Here is a 17,566-nt window from a genome sequence, read left to right as displayed (position 1 = left end):
AGACGCGCCTTTGTTCTGCGCCTTCGATTACCTGTACGAATGATCGTCCAGGTATACCTCTGTTGCTTTTCCTCGTTCCCAATGGAAGACCAGTCTCCAGTGGCCGTTCACTCTTATGGAGTGGAACCCCGTCAGAGTGCCTTTCAGTTTCTCAAAGTGATTGCTCGGTGGCACCCTCAAATCGGCATCGGTGGTTGCATCGTCCAGCATCTGAAGTTTCCGGAACAATCTATCGGCAAGATCGGCAGGAATCTTTTTTGGGCGTACATCCTGCTCGAAGAATTCCTGCAGCCACCGATCTCGCCATGACTCAATCAATACGATTACCACTGTACCGCTATACGGTACAGTGTGTCGAGTAAAGAGTTCCTACAGCAGCCCCAAACCGATCCCACGGAAAGCAGGCCTGAGGATTGCCCACTCATCTGCGATGAATGGGGCACCCGATTTGCTGGGTGGTTCAAAATATGGGCCACTCGCCTGGGAATTTAATTTGCCGAAGGTTGGTGAGATTCGTGGCGAGCCCAGTGAGGTGGCCGAGTTGGCATTTCCGGGATTCGGTCGTTCCGGCTTCGCCTTCACTCATGCCTTCGGCAGAGCGGAGCCCACTCATCGCTTTCGCGATGAATGGGGCACCCGGCACCCGGTTTGGGTTGATGTGTGGGCCACCCGCCCCACCCGCCGCTTCACTTTATTCACTACAACTTCTGTGGTGTGCACAAGACCCTTTGGTCACCTCCGACGATGGAAGCGGGACTTGCACACATCTGTGGGATATTGAAGAATTAGTAGGGATTTCAAATTACGTTACGGGCCAACAAAATGTGTTGGCAACGAACCCAATGAGCGTGTACAAAGGTGACGTCTTGGGCGGCTTTGAATTGCATCCCTTGGTTGGTCGTATACGTCTAAATGAATGAGGAGGAATGTCATGGAAGCATTGCTTGAACACGCGCAAGCTGGCTGTGAAGCAAAGCGTGACGTTTTCCTCAACGCCACGGAGGGAGCACAGCTGTTTGAACGAGCTGCGCAAAGATACCTCTCTATATCGGGCAAAGAATTTCTGAGACGTTGGGACGCGGGATACTATACCGACCCGAGCGAGAGGGCACGTGCTATGCGTGTCGCTCTACTCATCCCATTCGTGCGGTCGGTCAGTGCCCGGAAGAACACCCGATGAAGCAGTAAGGAATTTCATTCAGCCTCTACAGCAGTCTTTGAGCTGCTTTGGGAGGGGGTGTCTACGTGCAAGTGGCTATGGATCTGGAGAGCATCACAGTCTCTCTCTATCTCCAGAACCGGCGATGGATGTCATAACCTCTTCTCAAGAAGTGCTGGCTATTTCGTTCACCCAACAATTCGAGGTAACCAAATCGATGTGGGGTGGCCTTAAGGTCACCACTCTCGCATACGAATATGCGGTTGAGAACAGCGATGGCCATGAAATTTTGGCATACCATTGGCACCCACATCAAAGTGATTTCACGTTCCCCCATCTGCATGTCTGTCATGGAGCGGGAACGGGATTGCGGGACGAAATTAGAAAAATTCACTTCCGCACTGATCGGATGGCGTTTGAAGATTTCGGATTGCAGCTTATCCGCGACTTTGGAGTGGTCCCAGACCGAGAAGACGCCGAGAGCATATTAGAAGCAAATCTCGCAAAATTCACGGCTCATCGCACTTGGAAATAAATGCTTCAGTTCAAACTGACCCATTACCTCCTGTTGCTATCGTACGAGGCCCAGCGGCATGGGTGGATTTTACTGTGTCTGGATTCCTCTTCCGGAGTGGAGAATTGGGTGCCCCATCTTCGGCGCGGTTTTATCGCGACTAAGGTGGGTTGTCGTGCGGAGCACGATCCGTTGTTCAGGGTGGGGAGAGTGTAGGGATTTTCGCTGCCGCGAAAATTGCCCACCTTAGCCGCCTTCGGCGTCGAAGATGGGGCACCCGGCCACAAGTCTCCTCGACAAGTCTTGCCATATTCATGGCCCGCAGATAAAGTGTCCTCACCCCTAAATTTATGTTAAACAAAGGACTTTAGAGATGGTTTGTCCTCGTTCTCTGCCCGACTCGAGTGTTCGAATGCCGAAGAACATCATTTTGAATGAGGGGAGTAGGGCTCGATAAGTATGGCGGAGCTTCCACTTCTGTTTGAAATCTATAGGCTCAACATCGTTGATGAAGAAAATTTTATGTTCGACTTCATGGGCGTCAACATCAGAACCGATGATCAGATCTTGCAGGTCATTAGGGGAATTACAAATCCTGATTTATCAGTGATCACTCAATCTGGACGAACCACGCTTCAATGGAATGCACGTGAGTTTTTTCTGGTGAGTAGCGATCATGGCCCAATATGTAGTATCACTCTGGGCCGTTCGACCGTTGAGCAGAATGGTAAAACCGCGACGGCAGATGGCTTCGAAGAAGCTACTACAACGCTTTCTCCGCCACCAGCCGAGACATTTCACATTTTTTTCTACATGCGAAGACACTTAGTGGTTGTTGAATACCGAAGCGAGCTAATGCGCAATCAATTGTGGCGAAGTTCCCTCCACAACATGCTGGATGAAGCCGCTGCCGAATCTGGATTTACTTCGCATATCCGCCTTGAGCCTGTCCCCGAAGAAAACAAAATCCTCCAGGCGTTCCGGTCGTTCGACAAATTGACCCGCTTGCGGGTCAAGCTAAGAATACCTAACCCTGAGCTTGACCGACGTACGGAGCGTCTGCGGCAAGAAATGGTCGCAAATGGAATCCGAGAATACACGCAAGATATGAAGAATCCATCAGGGCTTTCACTTTCGGAGGAAGGGCTTCCCTTTGCCACCGCCGCGATGGCTCAGGCCGGATACAAAGACGGCGAAGTGACAATGACCGGATTTAGAAATGGACAACGTCGAACGGTGAGAACGGGAAGTAAAGCGATGAGAGGAAGAATTGAAGGTTTCCGTGATTTTGTCAGAGGAATGTCAGCGAATGCTCGGACGGTAGAGGGTAAGAACATACTCGCTCGAATTACGGAAGAGGTCGACAAACTCGCAGAGCTGCCAACACCGCCCGGTCATGAGCAGTGAAATGGATAGGAAGATCGAAGGTATATGGGAATACGGTGGTGAGATATTAGCGTCGGTACTGCTACTCGTTGCTCTCAATCAGTTGATCGGGTTAGAGGTTCTGAGAGACTGGTTGGTTCACAAAAAAGCAGATCTGGCCAATATGCTTATTATTGCAGCCACCGCGACAGCGATCACTTGTAGTGGTTTTTTCGCTATGCTAGCGACTGAGTTTGGCCTACAGCTGAGGCAGGCTGGAGAAGCGAAAGCGTACGCAACGGCTTTTGTATTTCCTCTTATGCTTTTTGCGACGACGTTTGCACTGTTAACTCTAGGGCCAATAGAAAATACACAAAAGTTCGACGACTTACTTGTTTTTCTACTTATCTACTCTTCCCTGAATCTCTTGACGATGATCAAGAATGTGATCGGCCTAACAACGCTTTGGCAAGATGTGGATCGTGCCCGCAAAAACGGAGGACTGTAGTTTTTGCGGGCAGCTAGAATCAATGTCCAGCTGGTTGTGTAAAGCGATTTGAGGCGAACAAGAACGAGCTTACTGCAACAGCGTTCCCGTCTCTGGTTCTGACTTACCGGATTCATCCGGTGGGATGACTACGGCGGCGGCTACCTTGTCGTCGGCTTCCAGGTTGAGGAGTTTGACTCCCTGGGTGGAGCGGCCGGCGGCGCGGATGCTGCTGGTGTCGATGCGGATGATCTTTCCGAACTGGGAGATGGCCATCAGCTCGCTGGTGTCGTCGACGAGCTGGACGGAGGAGACCTTGCCGGTCTTGGCCGTGGCCTTCATGTTGATGACTCCCGAGCCGCCGCGGTTGGTGAGGCGGTACTCCTCGACGTTGGTGCGCTTGCCGAAGCCGTTCTCCGTCACCGAGAGGATGAGGCAGGGGCTGAGGCCGAGCTTTTCGTCGAGGGCGTCGCGCCTGGCGTAGGCATCGTCGCGCTTGCGGCGGGCAGCCTTGACCTTGTCGTCTTCCTTTTCGCCTCCGTTGGCAGCTTCGCGGGCCTTCTGCAGGGCCTCGTTGGCGGCGTCGATCTCGGCGCGGACCTTGGCTAGATCCTTGGCCAGACCCTTTTCGGCGGCGAGCTCGTCACGACGCTGGGCGCGGTACTCGGCCGACGGGGTGACGGCGAGGCCGATGACGTAGTCGCCCTTCTTAAGGGTGATGCCCTTGTTGCCGGCGGCGGCGCGGCCCATGGGGCGAAGTCCGCCGGACTTCTCAGGATCGTAGGCCTCGGAAAAGCGGACGGCCATGCCATCGTGGGTGGCGAGGAAGACGACGTCGGAGCCGGAGGTGACGCGGCAGGCGATCAGTTCGTCGTCCTTGTCGATGTTGATGGCGATGATGCCGCGGCTCATGACGTTCGAGAAGTCGGGCAGCGGAGTCTTCTTGACGGTGCCGTTGCGCGTCGCGAAGAGGATGAACTTACCCTCTTCCGTCAGGTCGCGGATGCCGAGAATGGTCACGACCTTTTCGCCGGGCTGCAGCGCGATCAGCGAGGCCATCGCCTTGCCCTTGCCTGCGGCGCCGACGTCGGGAATCTCGTAGACCTTGAGCCAGTAGACGCGGCCGGTATTGGTAAAGCAGAGCAGGTAGGCGTGCGTGGATTCGACGATGAGCTGGGCGACGAAGTCCTCTTCGCGGGTCTTCATGCCGAGGCGTCCGGTTCCACCGCGGCGCTGCTGCCGGTAGGTGGAGATGGGGGTGCGCTTGAGGTAGCCGGTGTTGGAGATGGTGACGGCGACCTGCTCGTCGGCGATGAGGTCTTCGAGCTGGATCTCGGTGGTCTCGTCGATGATCTCGGTGCGGCGCTCGTCGCCGTACTTGTCGCGGACCTCTTCGAGCTCCTTGACGATGACGCGGCGAAGTTTTTTCTCCGACGCGAGGATGGACTCGAACTCTTCGATGTTGGCGCGAACGTTCTTCAGCTCGTTGAGGAGCTCGTCGATGGAGAGCTGGGTGAGGCGGTAGAGCTGCAGCTCGAGGATGGCGTCGACCTGGCGGTAGCTGAGGATCAGGGTCCCGGTGGTCGAGAAGGTCATGTCGACCGAGTACTTGGCGGGGTCGAGGGTGACTCCGGCGAGCTCGGTGCCGCGCAGGTTGATGCGCTTGTTGGAGAAGTACTGGAAGAGGTTCTCGCGGGCCTCGGCGCGGGAGCCGGACTGGCGGATGATCTTGATGACGTTGTCGAGGTGGTCGAGCGCGATCTGGTAGCCGAGCAGGATGTGTTCGCGGTCGCGGGCCTTGCCGAGCAGGAAGGCAGTGCGGCGGCGGACGACCTCGATACGGTGCTCGAGGAAGGCGCGGATGGCCTGGTCGAGCGGGAGGACCTTCGGCTGGCCGTTGTGGACGGCGAGGAAGATCATCGAGAAGCTCTCCTGCATGGAGGTGTGCTTGAAGAGCTGATTGAGGACGATCTGGGATTCGGCTCCGCGCTTGAGCTCGATGACGATGCGCATGCCGTCGCGGTCGGATTCGTCACGAACATCGGAGATGTCGTCGATGATCTTTTCGTTGGCGAGTTCGGCGATGCGCTTGATGAGGTTCGCCTTGTTGACCTGGTAAGGAATCTCGGTGACGACGATGGCTTCGCGTCCGCCGGTGATCTTCTCGGTGCCAACCTTGGCGCGCATGATGAAGCGTCCGCGGCCGGTGTTGTAGGTCTGGGCGATTCCGGCGCGGCCGTAGAGATAGCCTCCGGTGGGAAAATCGGGACCCTGGACATGCTCAAGGACGAGCTGGATGTCGGGGCGGATGTCGGTCTTCTCCTTGTTGATCAAGGAGATGCACGCGTTAATGACCTCGGTGAGATTATGCGGCGGGATGTTGGTCGCCATGCCGACGGCGATACCGCCGCCACCATTAATGATGAGGTTGGGAATGCGGGCGGGAAGGACCGTGGGCTCGAGGGTCGACTCGTCGTAGTTGGGGGCGAAATCGACAGTGTCGGAGTCGATGTCGGCGAGCATCTCCCCGGCGATGCGGGTGAGGCGCGACTCGGTGTAACGCATGGCCGCGGGCGGGTCGCCGTCGATGGAGCCGAAGTTGCCCTGGCCGTCTACGAGGGTGTAGCGGAGGGAGAAATCCTGCGCGAGGCGGACCATGGTGTCGTAGATGGCGGAGTCGCCGTGGGGGTGGTAGTTACCCATGACGTGGCCGACGACCTTGGCGGACTTGGTGTACTTTTTGTTGTACTGCAGGCCCATCTCCTGCATTCCGTAGAGGATACGGCGGTGCACGGGCTTCAGGCCATCGCGCACATCGGGCAGGGCGCGTCCGATGATGACGGACATGGAGTAGTCGAGATACGACCGGCGCATCTCGTCTTCGATATTGATGGGGAGGAGCTGTGCCGCACCGGGACCCTTGATGAGGTTGCCATCTGGATTGTCAGGGTTGGAGCCGAGCGGGAGCTGAGGGTTCTGTTCGTCTGCCATATCTTAACTTCTATTATAGAGGGTCTGGCGCGCAGATGCCTTGCTGAAACACGGGTGGTAACGAGGCTTGTCCGGGGAGAGGCTAAGGAGAAGAAGTGGCGAAGATCTGCTGGGGCTTTCGGAACAAAGGGAGAGTGCCTGACAACCGGAGGCGTGGCCGGCGGGCTCCTATGAAAAGAGGCGACGCTATGGGGTTGGGATCGGGGCTGCTCCTGATGGCGGGGTGTCTGACGATGGCGGGCTGCAATCCTCCTCCCCAGCCCAAGCCTTCGCCGACTCCGATTCCCAAGCGAGTCGCGGAGGCCGTTAAGGGCACAGCTTCAGGCGTGACGTCCCAGCCAGATAGAAAAGGGGCTTTAGCCCCACAGGGTTGAGGCGGGGGCGAGCTTCGCTTCGAATGCCCCACCTTAGCCGCGGTAAGCTGCGCCGAAGATGGACACCCGGATTTGTGGAATGGTGGCTATTGCGGCGTATCGATGGGATGGGAGGTTTTTTCAAAGAACTCCTGCTGGAGTCGCGGTGTGACGTCGTCGGCCTTGATGGCGGCGAGGACGCGGCTGACGGAGTCGACCCACCAGTTCATCTGGTATTCGCCCAACTCGTGGCTGGCGGCGGAGCCGTCTCCGGCGTAGTGGTCGGGGAAGCGGGCGTACCACCAGATGCCGGTGTAGACGCCTTCGGGTAGCTTCTGCCGGTTCTGGTCGGCTCCGGACTCATCCTTGGCGCGTTCGGGGTGTACGAGGTCGGGGCGGACGATCATCAGCTTGGAGGTCTCGCTCTCACCAGCGTGCTGGTCGTTGGTGGTCTTCTTCTTCGGGCCGCCGGTCGCAGGAGTGCGCTGATCGAAGAGGTAAACGACGTAATCGTGCGGCTTGTCGAGCTGGGTCTGCACGAAGTACGGCAGCAGGTGGGCGTTGCCGCCGTGTCCGTTAATAATGAGGATCTTTTTGCAACCGTTGCGGCCCATCTCATCGGTGGTGGCCTGCAGCATGGCTAGCTGAAGCTCGCGGCTGTAAGAGACGGTGCCGGGTTCATGACGCGCCTCGGCGATCTGGCCGAAATAGTACTGGGGGAAGACGATGACGTACTGTTTCTCTGCTGCGTGGATAGCCGTGTAGCGGGCGTTGAGCAGGTCGGAGCCGATGGGAAGGTGCGGACCGTGCTTTTCCAGGATCCCGATAGGAAGGATGCAGGTCCCCTGAGCAGCGTGAATGGCCTTTACGAAGTCGGGGCCGGTCAACTCCTCCCACTGGACGGGCAGCTTTGCCTGCGAAGAGGCGGCCTGAGCAACTGCGCCGGCGCTGCCGAGACTGAGAAGAGCGAGGGAAGATGCGAGACAGAGGTCTTTGAATCTCAAGTGCAGGCCGTGCAACGCAATCATCACGAAGAAGATCTCCTCTTTTTCTATTGCGGGATGATAGCACTGCGGCCACGAGGCCCGGGACGAATAGACCGGAGCCATGAGTGAGCCTGAGGTGAGTCGAAATGGGCGAAGTGGAAAGGCCTGCCCGGAGCGAAGTCAAATGGGATCTGCGGTCTACTGCCTCAGTCACCATCCCCGACCGCAGATCCTTCGACGGCGCTTCTCGCGATAGGGCCGCGAGAAGCTTCGCTCAGGATGAGAACTATATCATAAATACTTAGAAATAAAGCACATAGTTTTCTATAATGTGCCATACAAAGTATGCACAGCCATGAAGAATCAATGGCTTGCATGAAGAATCTGCACGGAAACTGCACAGAACGGAATAACCGCAGGAGGCAACATGGCGTTTATTACCGAGAAAGAGGAGCTGAAACCCGGCCTGATTCTCTTCCGACGCGGCGACGTAGATCATCGGATGTGGTATTGCCGCATGAAGATGCCGAAGGCCGACCGCTATAAGACGGTTTCGCTCAAGACGACAGATATAAGTGCGGCGCGTGAACGCGCCTTCGACCATGATGCCGATGTGCGGTTTCGCATCAAGCATGACGTTCCGGTGTTCAACCGTCCCTTCCGCGACGTGGCGCGCGAGTATCTGTTGACGCAGGAGGCGCGAGCGAAGCGCGGAGAGATCAGCGCCGCGCGACCGAAGAAGCTCCGTGCCGTCATCGAAGGCACGTTAGACAGGTATGCAGGTTCCACGCAGGTCCATCTCATCGGGGATGAACGCTGGGGCGGCTATCCGGCATGGCGGCGGGAGAATGGCGCGGGACGCCACCGGCGCAACGGCGTTCGAGAAGTCACCGCCGACGCAGCGCAAACTTTCGCAGACCATGAAGCCGAGCGCCGCATCAAAGTTCAGCAGACTTTGGGCATCCGAGTGTTAAAACCGATTAAAGTCAAACCTTCCGAAGAACGGACTGTTCCTTTCATCAGCGATTCCACCATCCGCTTCGAGATGTCCATCTTCGGCGCGATCATGAATTATGCGGTGAAGAAACGCTACGTTCCCGCAAGCCAGCGCTTCGACGAGCGCCCCAAGCTCAAGACGATGCGGCGTGACGAGTTTACGCTGGAGGAGTATCGCAAACTCCACACCGTAGGCCGCAAGTGGATTGCCGAGGCTGATAAGCCGTCAAGCGTTTGGTATCGCACAGTCACCTACAACTTGATTCTGATTGCCTGCAATACCGGCATGAGGCCAGCGGAGATGAAGAATCTCCGGTGGCGCGACATCATGCCTGCAAAAGACCGCGAGGGTCGCGAGATCGTTGTCTTGTTCGTGCAGGGCAAGGGCAAATCACGCAAACTGGTTGCGCCTAAGAGCGTGGGAGACTATTTAGAACGCATTCGTGCCATTTCCAAAGCCACCCAACAGGATGACAGAGTATTTACCAATGTCGCGGGCAAGCCCGCAAAGACGCTGTATAGCTCCTTGGTTGCCGATCTTCTGAGCGAAGCGAATCTGCGCGAAGGAACGCAGGGCGTTCCGCGCTCGACCTATTGCTTCCGGCATACCTACGCCACGCTTCGCTTACAGGAAGGTGTGGACGTATATTTTCTCGCCGAGCAGATGGGAACATCCGTCCACATGATTGAAAGCCACTACGGACACGTGAACACCATCAAGCACGCCGACCGCGTGTTGCAGGGCATGGCGGGTTGGGAGTTGCCGCAACCAGACGTAACCAAGGCGAAGGCGTCGAAAGCGGCAGAGACGCACGATAAAGGCAAACGAGGCAAGCGCCACAGGCCGCGCTGACCGTGAACGTCCCGAAGCCGTATTTGGCCGGAGCCGCTGGCGGAGGCTGGCGTAGGGAGTTAATCTTCTCAATGTCCGGCCCGGACGTTCCTTGCTGAGATGGTTTTGATTTGCCGCTGCCCCGCCGGGGCGTTCTTAGCGGCAAATCTTCGCGCACGAGCCGCCGCTGGCGGCCGTTCTTCGTGCGCTTTGTGCTGGGAAGGATGCACCGCCCATAGTACGGTGCGCTTTCCACTTCATATCCATGCAGGGCTTGTGTCCTGTCCCGCAACGTCGGCCCTGAAAGCAATGCGGAATTGGACCTAAATAGGCGGATGCCTTTTCATAGACTGTCAAGAAACCTCATCAGCTCGCTATCATCGCGCCACCGCCTTTTGCCTCGCTTTGGACTGAGTTTATTGAGTTGCGCTCGAAAGCGCTCTGGAGTCAGGCGTAGATAACGTTCCGACGCGCTGAGGTCATGCTGTCCCATGTAGGCCGAAAGCGCCGGAATCATTCGCCCCATGTCTGCGCCGTTCTTGAACCATGCAGTTAATCGGTGGACAGCGAAGGTATATCGCAGATCTTGCATCCTCGGCTGGTAGCGGGCTCCGTCATAGCGAGCAACGCCTGCTTTCTTGCGCACCTTCTGGAAAGTCTTGCTCGCCGTGCTTGCCTTTATCTGTGCCCCATCCTTGGTTAGAAAGAATTGCGGGTCTCTTATTGCCTCTTGTTGATGATGCGCTCGGTGATACTGCAGCAATATCTCGTAAAGATCAGAACCAATCGGAATCTCGCGCGCACAGCGGGCGACACAACTGCGAAGAGTGATTCGTCTCCTGCGAAAGTCCACGTCACCGCGCTCCAGTTGAACAGCTTCGCTGAGACCCGCGCCGGTGCCATAAAGGAACAGAAGCAAGGTGCGAAAGGTACGAGGGCCGATCACAGAGTTCAAGTCTCGTTGAGTGGTTCCGGCTGCTACCAGCAGCCGCCGGAGCTCAGTTCGCGAATAAACGTAGGGGACAAATGTCTGTGCGGGAAAGCGCCGTGGGGGAGGCAGAGGCAACCCGTATATCTCATTACGGGCCTTCCAGTAGCAAAAGAACTGCCGCAGGACGCAGTATTTGTTGTACCAAGTTGCAGCGGAGGTGTGAGGACCATCGAGAAAAGGCGCAATCTGGTTGACTCGGATTCGATTCAGGGGCATATTCCCGAGGCTTCGGCAAAGGGAACGCAGGCTTTGCGCACCTTTCATCCAGGGCGCGCCTTCGGATTGTCTCGCCTCGATATAAACTTCAATTCCTTCCTGTAGCTTCATCGCAACCCGCCCAGGCGAAAGGCGGCAACCTTGCGAAGAGCGGCGATATCGCACTTTGCATAGATACCAACAGATTTCGTATTGCGGTGTCCTAGGAAGTCGGCGATTTCTTTAAGGGATGACCCTTTCTGGAGCAGCCGGGTTGCACATGCGTGACGTAAAGCGTGAGGTCCCTGATGACGGAGCTCTATTCCAAGTGCTCCCAACCGCCTCGATACGGTCCTCCACATAGTGGTGTGTTGGAGTGGTCCCCAAGGGCGTCGTTCTCCAAGGAAGACGTGCCGATCATCGACACGCGGTCGGACATATCGAAGATATTTAAGAATCGCCTCCCCCACTTCGTATTGGATCGGATATTGCTGAGTGCCGCCATGCTTGGCGCGCCGAATGGTGAAGACTTCACTCTGCCAATCAAAATCCTCCAGACGCAGGTTGATGACTTCACTCGCGCGCAGTCCATAGATCGTAAACAGAAGCAGGAGTGCCCGGGCGCGAATATGCTCAGGGTCATTCCCTTCGGTCAGTTCTAGCAGTTGGCGGACCTGCGTCCACGTTGGTCCCGTGGGGCGCGGCTCGTTTTTGGGAATACGGGGGATTCGGATGGTGAGTGCGAGATTCGGCACACACCATCCGCGCATTTCAGCAAAACGGAAGAAACTGCGCAAAGCCTTGCATTGGTTGGCAATCCCGCGGGGCCTGCATCCTTCTGCACGCTTCGCGACAACAAACTTGTCAATGTCGGCCAAGGAAACGGTTTCCATATTTCCACCTTAGGCCGCCAGCCAAGTCAAAAAGACTTGGGCACGGTTCGAATAGCCGCGAGCCGTCACTGCGGCGAGGCCATAAGTAGATCGCAGGGCGTTGGAGAATGCGTGCGTCTGTTCGTGGAAAGGAGGATCTGGTGACAGCGCCAATTTGCCATTAAACCGAAACCATGCGCAGACATACTTGATAAAGGATCTTGGCGATCCATATTGACTGTGACCGGGATCTCGAAATGGACCCCGATACTCCGCCCAGAATTCCGCCGCTCTTTCAATCTCTTCCTCATGAACGACACGAAGCTCGCGCAAGCCGAGGATTTGAATGGCGTGGAGCATATAACTGGCCGCATTGGTCAAAGTGCGGTGGCTGTAGCCCTCTTCGAGCATGTGCCTCAGATACTGCTCACGCTCCACACACAGAGGCGCGAGGCGATGCCTTTCAATTACTTTTGACGATTTATAGACCTGTTCAAAGATCATTTCTCTGCCTTAATTGGAGATGTCCTGGTAGCGTTGGAGCCACACTCTTTGGGTCGATTCGAATGGGAGCGCTTCCATTCAGGCGACGACTTTTGCCGCTGTCGTCCGACAATGCAGACAGAAATTTCATGAGTGCAAGATCGTCACGCCACCGTTTCTTTCCGCGCAGGGGACTCAGCTTGACGAGTTGAGCGCGAAAGCGCTCCGGCGCAAAGGCGAGGTACTTTTCGGTCGACCTGAAATCAGTCAAGCCCATATAGATCGCCAGCGCAGGCAACATACGGTTCAGGTTCGCGCCGTGTTTAATCCATGCGGCAATTCGGTGCGTCGCAAATGTGTGCCGCAGATCATACATGCGAGGCTGATAGCAGTCACCATCGTCATGTCGCCGAATCTCAGATTTGTGGCGTAGTCTCCGGAACATCTTTTCAAGCTTGCTATAGCTCAGACGTTCTCCAGCCTTGTCCTGGAAAAAGTAAGGATCATTCATCTCTTTCCGTCTCGAAGCCGCGTACGCCTCTAGCACCTTCCTTAGGTCTAGGCCGATCGGAATGATTCTTGAACGATTGAAGCGATTTCCATGGACACTGACTGCGCCTTTTTCGAGATCCACATCCTCTTCCTGCAATCGAAGAGCTTCCCCGACTCGCAGACCTGTTCCGTACAAAAAGATCAGAATAGTGCGCAGAGTTGTGTGGTCTATCTTGCTACGTTTCACCTTCCGAGTATTACGCGCTCCATTCAACAAAAGGCGGATTTCCGCATGAGTGAAGATATAAGGAAGAAAGGGACGATCACTGACAGTTCGCTTCACCGGCATCGGCAGAATGTCGATCTCGCCGCGTGCTAACCAGAAATCAAAGAAGCCCCTAAGCATGTGATATTTTTCGAGCCAAGTGCTCGGAGAAGTCTTGGGTCCTTCGAGAAATGTCGCGATCTCGCGACTGGTGATCTGATCGAGTGAGACATCTCCTACCTGCCTGCACAGAGCCGCAAGATAGCCTGCGGGCCAGCTATAGACAAGGCCCTCGTCTCGTTTTTTTCTGACATAAATATCTGCTGCTACATTGAGCTTCACAGTATCTCCGCCAAACTGAAGGCCGCCACATTTCGTAAAGATCGTCGGTCGTATCTCGCATAAATGGCAACGCATTGAGTGCTTCGATGTCCAAGAAAGTCCGCGATCTCCTTCAATGAGCTGCCCTTTGTTAACAGACGGGTAGCGCATGCGTGGCGTAGAGAATGGGGACCACGATGCTTTGATTGAATTCCCAGTCTATTGAACTGTCTTTGGATGACACTGCATATTGCTCCCTTAGAGAGTGGCCGATATGGAAGCTGCGCAGTTAAAAAAAGGTGCCGGCAGGCGCAGCGTGGACGTCCATAGCGTAGATAGTCGAGGATGGCTTCACCCACTTCATACTGAATAGGGAACTGTTGGACTCCACCGCGTTTGGAGCGCAGGACGGAAAACGTCTCGCTTCGCCAATTGAAATCCTCCAAACGAAGGCGCGCTACTTCGCTGACCCGTAGACCGTAGATCGCACAGAGGAGAAGCAGGGCGCGAGTACGCAAATCCCCGGAGGTCTTGCCCTGCGTCGAGCGGATCAGGCGCCGCACGTCGACCCAACTCGGTCCTGCGGGAGGTTCCGTGTACATGGGGATACGTGGACCGACGATACCGCGCCAGATACCAGGTGGAGACCAGCCTTGCTCTTCCGCAAAGTGGACGAATGCACGAAGTGCGATACAGTGACCAGAAATCGTCAGAAGGTGGGCCCGAGCGTCATGCTTGGAGGCTAGAAAATCGTCCACGTCATAGACCGAAACGAGGGATAGGTCACTGCAACGCGCAGATAGCCATCGCAAGAAGTTCTCTGTTCGGGTGACGTAGGTATTTATGGTGGTGGACGCGAGCCGTCGCTCTTCTAAGGCGTCCTTGAATTCGGCAACCTGAACATCGAAACATCCGGTTGGCCGACCAGGTAAGTTCAAAACACCAAGAAAGCGGAGCCACTGGCGGGCAAATTTAGCAAAATGTACAGGAGAGGTCTCAGGGCGTTTGCCTACTCGTTCAGCTCCCTCATCATTGGCCCAGCGCACTCCAGCTTGTTCGATTTCGGCAGTTTCGACGCACCGCAAACTGACAAGTTCCATCATGCGGACGATGTGAACGAGGTATGTTGCAACTTCTAGGACACGATGCGCACTCCAGCCGATTTGGAGCAAATGGGTAAGATATTGCTCTCGCTCTTTCAGGAGCGGTGCTGAGCGATGCCGTCGTTGAGTGCTTAACCTGCTAGAGAGACTCTCGATCATCTGGCCAGCTCCTTGATGGCATCGGAGTTCCAGTTAGCTCCACTGAAAGTACGCTTAGCCCGGTGCAATTCATAGGCGCGCGTGTAAAGCCGTCTTTAGTTCAGAGAAGAGAGCGGCCACATAGGCAGTCAGCTATCTTACTGCGTCAATCCCGGTTTTGGATACTCCAGCGTTGGCTCGTTTCTTCTGATGCATTGATGTGGTCTCCTTAGTCTCAGCTTGCGCGCTGTTTTGCAGAAGACAACCTGTGACACAGACGTTCCTGAATGGTGGACAACCGAGCGTCCGGCTCAAACGCTCCCCGGAGAAGGTGTAGCGACGAAATAGGTAGCGCCTAATTTCCTTTATGGGAATGGGAAGATATAGTCCAGATCAGGAAGTCGCGCAGCGAGGCGGCGAGAGCTGAAGGGGTACGAAAATCCGCAGACCCTGACAGATCGTGGTTGTGCTTCGCTGGTCGGCACCTTTAAAAACAGGGCTTGCGCAGTCCCGTTTTGGTGTCCCAATATGCGGCATGAATACGGCTAAGCCCACGTCATGACCGAGGATAAGAAGTCTGCGTTGCAGCTTGCGGCGTTGAAGCGCGTCGAGTGGAGGACCGTCTTCAAGGACGAAGGTCTTTGAGACGCCACGACAAAAAGGCCGCCCCTCACCTGCTGCCTTAAGACTCTGCGGCCAGGTGACACATTGATTGTGTGGCAGCTCGACCGATTGGGCCGCGCCTGCGTGATGAGCTCAAACGCAGGGAAGTGTAATTCCATGCACTTACTGAGTGCTAGCGATACAACGACGCCCACCGGCCGCAAGCTATGGCAGATGATCGGCGTACTGGCGGAGCTTGCGCGGAGCCTGATTGTCGAACGCACTCAGGCCGGGATGAAGGAAGCCCGACGACGTGGATTACAGCTCGGCCGTAGGAAAGAAACTATCTCCTGCGCACGTCGCAAAGGCCCGTAAGCTGATAGAGGCCGGGGAATGCGTCGAAGACGTGGCCACTTTCTGTAATTTGGGCCTGTCAACGCTGTACAGGTCGCTGGCCGTGGAACCGAGAGAGAGACCGCGAACCTATGAGTGAGAGGGCCTAAAGTCTTCCGCGAGAGGTCCGTCGAAGAACAAACCACGGATATCCGATAGAGCTTTCCGAGCTTCCGATGAACCGATACCTTTCAGTGAAGAGACGTCATCGCGGCCGTCGAGCGAATAGCGATCTCCAACCACAGGCGAAATGCGTATGATATTCCGGCGATCCGGCACCAGATGCATGGCCATCCCGAGAGCGCCGGATGACTGGGCCGTCAAGAAGACATCCGCGATCTTGTCTGCCCATCCGAACTTTCCGAGTGGATGCAGCCTTCCCCAGTCGATATTCAGAGGAGTGGTCGTACACCCCAGACTCAGAACGCGAACCTCATCAGCGGGCCATTTCAGGATGCCAATTGCTTCGACCATGGCAACAGCTATCGGATTGTTCGCCCACATACCCCCGTCAATCAACGGGGTTCCGTTGTCCAGCTGATGCGTCGGAAAATATGTCGGAGCTGCGGCTGTCGAGAGCGCGACATCAACAGCAGAAGTCCGGAAATCTCTCAGGAGCCTTTCATCGTGCGAAGTCTTCCAGACATGAACCTCACCGGTATCAGGATTGAAGGATGGCACAACCAGGCGCTTCGTACTCTGGCCGAGCGTCTTATCCTGAAATATCTGGACAAGTGCGGAGCGGAGAGGCTGCGGGTCATACTTCGCCCGAAACCACCAGCGAGCGGATTTGAAGCGTGGATTGCCGCAGAATATTCTGGGACCATGACCTTCATAGAATGCCAGGATATCTGCAGCGGAGAGGCCGAGACCCAGACCCAGGGCAATGATCCCGCCGGTCGAAGTTCCCACGATGAGGTCGAAATATTCCGCTATCCTGTGCGGGATCGATTCCTCGATACAGGCGAGGAATGCCGCCGGCACGACACCTTTGATACCTCCGCCGTCGATCGTAAGGATTCGTTTCATAGGACCCGGGCCGGAAAGAAATCATCGCCGAGTACTGCCTGCCAGCATTCAACGGCTTCGCGCTCACTGGACGCTGACACAGCATGGTCGGCGACCTTCGAACAACGATCGATCAGATCGTGGAATTTCCACCATTCTTCCGTGGTCCACTCATTGGCGGAAAAGATGTCACGGTCACCGCAGGGTGTCATCACGTTGGTGCGGTACCATTCCTCCGGTTTATGTACAGCAATAGAGCGAAGCACGGCCGCCAGATAATCAGCGGGTCCGCCGACAAAGCTGGCATCCTGAAGAAAGTAAAGAAGACATTCGATGTGAAAAGAAACGGCCCTTAGACTGAAGCGTGAACGAATGTGTTTCAGGACCTTGATGGCCGGGATAAAATTGCAACCCGTCCGTTCCCTACTGTTCTTCATCGATAGCCACGCCTGATGATGACGGGCGTAGCCATCTTCCCATGTCCCCTTATGGGGTCTATACAGGACGAACGGTTCGTGGGTCGAGTCTGTCGTACCTTTCTTGAAAACAACGGGTAAAATCTCCACCTTGATTCCCAGGTCAACCTTGATGCACATGCTCTGTGGACCATAGCGAACCTTATCGCGATACCGACCATCCGCCAGAAGAGGTGCCGCGATGATCCGAAAGATTTCGTCTCTGCCGTAGCTTTTGCCACCCCCGGGGCCGGAGGTCCCCGGATAGGTGAGGTTGCAAAGGACGACGATATCAACGTCGTTGATCGTGTATATCGCCGTTTGCTGCCGGTAGGAACCCTGAAGAAATGTCTTCGGAGCGAGTTCGACGGCAGGACCATTCACGTTTTCAATCAGGCCGCGAATGGTATTGTGCTGGCTTGCAGCAGTATCCGTGAAGGTGGTGCTCGGGTTCAGGCGCGAAAAGAATGTCGCGAAATGCCTAGATAGTGATTGGACCGCCATGTCCTGCCTCCCTGAACCGATCTGTTGCGCGTCGGGTGGCAAACCGTGAATGAATCCAAA

At 55.8% G+C, this 17,566-nt stretch carries 15 protein-coding genes; 5 read left to right on the top strand and 10 right to left on the bottom strand.

Features of this window, described 5'->3' with window-relative positions:
* Positions 1–27: 27 nt before the first annotated feature.
* Entirely contained in the window at positions 28–330 is a 303-nt protein-coding gene (locus GWR55_RS12130) for a type II toxin-antitoxin system RelE/ParE family toxin (RefSeq protein WP_238398375.1), read from the bottom strand.
* A gap of 974 nt (positions 331–1,304) precedes the next feature.
* Here GWR55_RS12130 and GWR55_RS12125 point away from each other — a divergent pair.
* From GWR55_RS12125 to GWR55_RS12115, 3 genes are all read left to right on the top strand, one after another.
* Positions 1,305–1,694 carry a hypothetical protein gene (locus GWR55_RS12125; protein ID WP_162402495.1) on the top strand — a complete coding sequence of 130 codons (390 nt, stop codon included), beginning with the start codon at positions 1,305–1,307 and terminating at the stop codon, positions 1,692–1,694.
* Positions 1,695–2,132: 438 nt separating this feature from the next.
* Positions 2,133–3,080 (top strand): hypothetical protein, encoded by a 948-nt coding sequence (locus tag GWR55_RS12120; protein WP_162402494.1) that lies wholly within the window; start codon positions 2,133–2,135, stop codon positions 3,078–3,080.
* A 1-nt stretch (position 3,081) separates the two neighbouring features.
* A complete protein-coding gene (locus tag GWR55_RS12115; protein WP_162402493.1) occupies positions 3,082–3,546 on the top strand; it encodes a hypothetical protein in 465 nt (154 codons plus the stop codon).
* A 69-nt stretch (positions 3,547–3,615) separates the two neighbouring features.
* On the opposite strand, the gene gyrA is transcribed toward GWR55_RS12115, so the two are convergent.
* Together gyrA and GWR55_RS12105 are read right to left on the bottom strand one after the other, a co-directional pair.
* Positions 3,616–6,516, bottom strand: coding sequence for a DNA gyrase subunit A (gene gyrA, locus GWR55_RS12110; protein ID WP_162402492.1), 2,901 nt, complete (start codon positions 6,514–6,516; stop codon positions 3,616–3,618).
* A 460-nt stretch (positions 6,517–6,976) separates the two neighbouring features.
* Positions 6,977–7,897, bottom strand: coding sequence for a creatininase family protein (locus GWR55_RS12105; protein ID WP_162403945.1), 921 nt, complete (start codon positions 7,895–7,897; stop codon positions 6,977–6,979).
* A gap of 385 nt (positions 7,898–8,282) precedes the next feature.
* Between GWR55_RS12105 and GWR55_RS12100 the strand changes: the two genes are divergently transcribed.
* Positions 8,283–9,704, top strand: coding sequence for a site-specific integrase (locus tag GWR55_RS12100; protein ID WP_162402491.1), 1,422 nt, complete (start codon positions 8,283–8,285; stop codon positions 9,702–9,704).
* A 322-nt stretch (positions 9,705–10,026) separates the two neighbouring features.
* On the opposite strand, the gene GWR55_RS12095 is transcribed toward GWR55_RS12100, so the two are convergent.
* From GWR55_RS12095 to GWR55_RS12075, 5 genes are read right to left on the bottom strand one after another with little or no spacing between them, the layout of a single operon-like run.
* Positions 10,027–11,001: a tyrosine-type recombinase/integrase gene (locus tag GWR55_RS12095; protein ID WP_162402490.1), complete on the bottom strand. Its 975-nt coding sequence runs from the start codon at positions 10,999–11,001 to the stop codon at positions 10,027–10,029.
* Positions 10,998–11,762, bottom strand: coding sequence for a site-specific integrase (locus GWR55_RS12090; protein ID WP_162402489.1), 765 nt, complete (start codon positions 11,760–11,762; stop codon positions 10,998–11,000). Before GWR55_RS12090 ends, GWR55_RS12095 begins: the two co-directional genes overlap by 4 nt.
* Before the next feature lie 9 nt (positions 11,763–11,771).
* Positions 11,772–12,245 carry a hypothetical protein gene (locus GWR55_RS12085; RefSeq protein WP_162402488.1) on the bottom strand — a complete coding sequence of 158 codons (474 nt, stop codon included), beginning with the start codon at positions 12,243–12,245 and terminating at the stop codon, positions 11,772–11,774.
* Positions 12,235–13,323: a tyrosine-type recombinase/integrase gene (locus GWR55_RS12080; protein WP_162402487.1), complete on the bottom strand. Its 1,089-nt coding sequence runs from the start codon at positions 13,321–13,323 to the stop codon at positions 12,235–12,237. Before GWR55_RS12080 ends, GWR55_RS12085 begins: the two co-directional genes overlap by 11 nt.
* Positions 13,320–14,405 carry a site-specific integrase gene (locus GWR55_RS12075; protein ID WP_162402486.1) on the bottom strand — a complete coding sequence of 362 codons (1,086 nt, stop codon included), beginning with the start codon at positions 14,403–14,405 and terminating at the stop codon, positions 13,320–13,322. Before GWR55_RS12075 ends, GWR55_RS12080 begins: the two co-directional genes overlap by 4 nt.
* Before the next feature lie 846 nt (positions 14,406–15,251).
* On the opposite strand from GWR55_RS12075, the gene GWR55_RS19595 reads away from it, so the two are divergent.
* Positions 15,252–15,521 (top strand): recombinase family protein, encoded by a 270-nt coding sequence (locus GWR55_RS19595; protein ID WP_370521138.1) that lies wholly within the window; start codon positions 15,252–15,254, stop codon positions 15,519–15,521.
* Between the two features lie 108 nt (positions 15,522–15,629).
* Here GWR55_RS19595 and GWR55_RS12065 read toward each other — a convergent pair whose 3' ends face one another.
* Positions 15,630–16,568, bottom strand: a complete 939-nt coding sequence (locus GWR55_RS12065; RefSeq protein WP_162402485.1) for a CBASS cGAMP-activated phospholipase — start codon at positions 16,566–16,568, stop codon at positions 15,630–15,632.
* Entirely contained in the window at positions 16,565–17,506 is a 942-nt protein-coding gene (locus tag GWR55_RS12060; protein WP_162402484.1) for a nucleotidyltransferase, read from the bottom strand. Before GWR55_RS12060 ends, GWR55_RS12065 begins: the two co-directional genes overlap by 4 nt.
* Positions 17,507–17,566: the final 60 nt, after the last annotated feature.

Source organism: Edaphobacter sp. 12200R-103, assembly GCF_010093025.1.
In the GTDB taxonomy this organism is placed as follows: domain Bacteria; phylum Acidobacteriota; class Terriglobia; order Terriglobales; family Acidobacteriaceae; genus Edaphobacter.
This window is presented reverse-complemented; position numbering and strand designations above follow the sequence as displayed.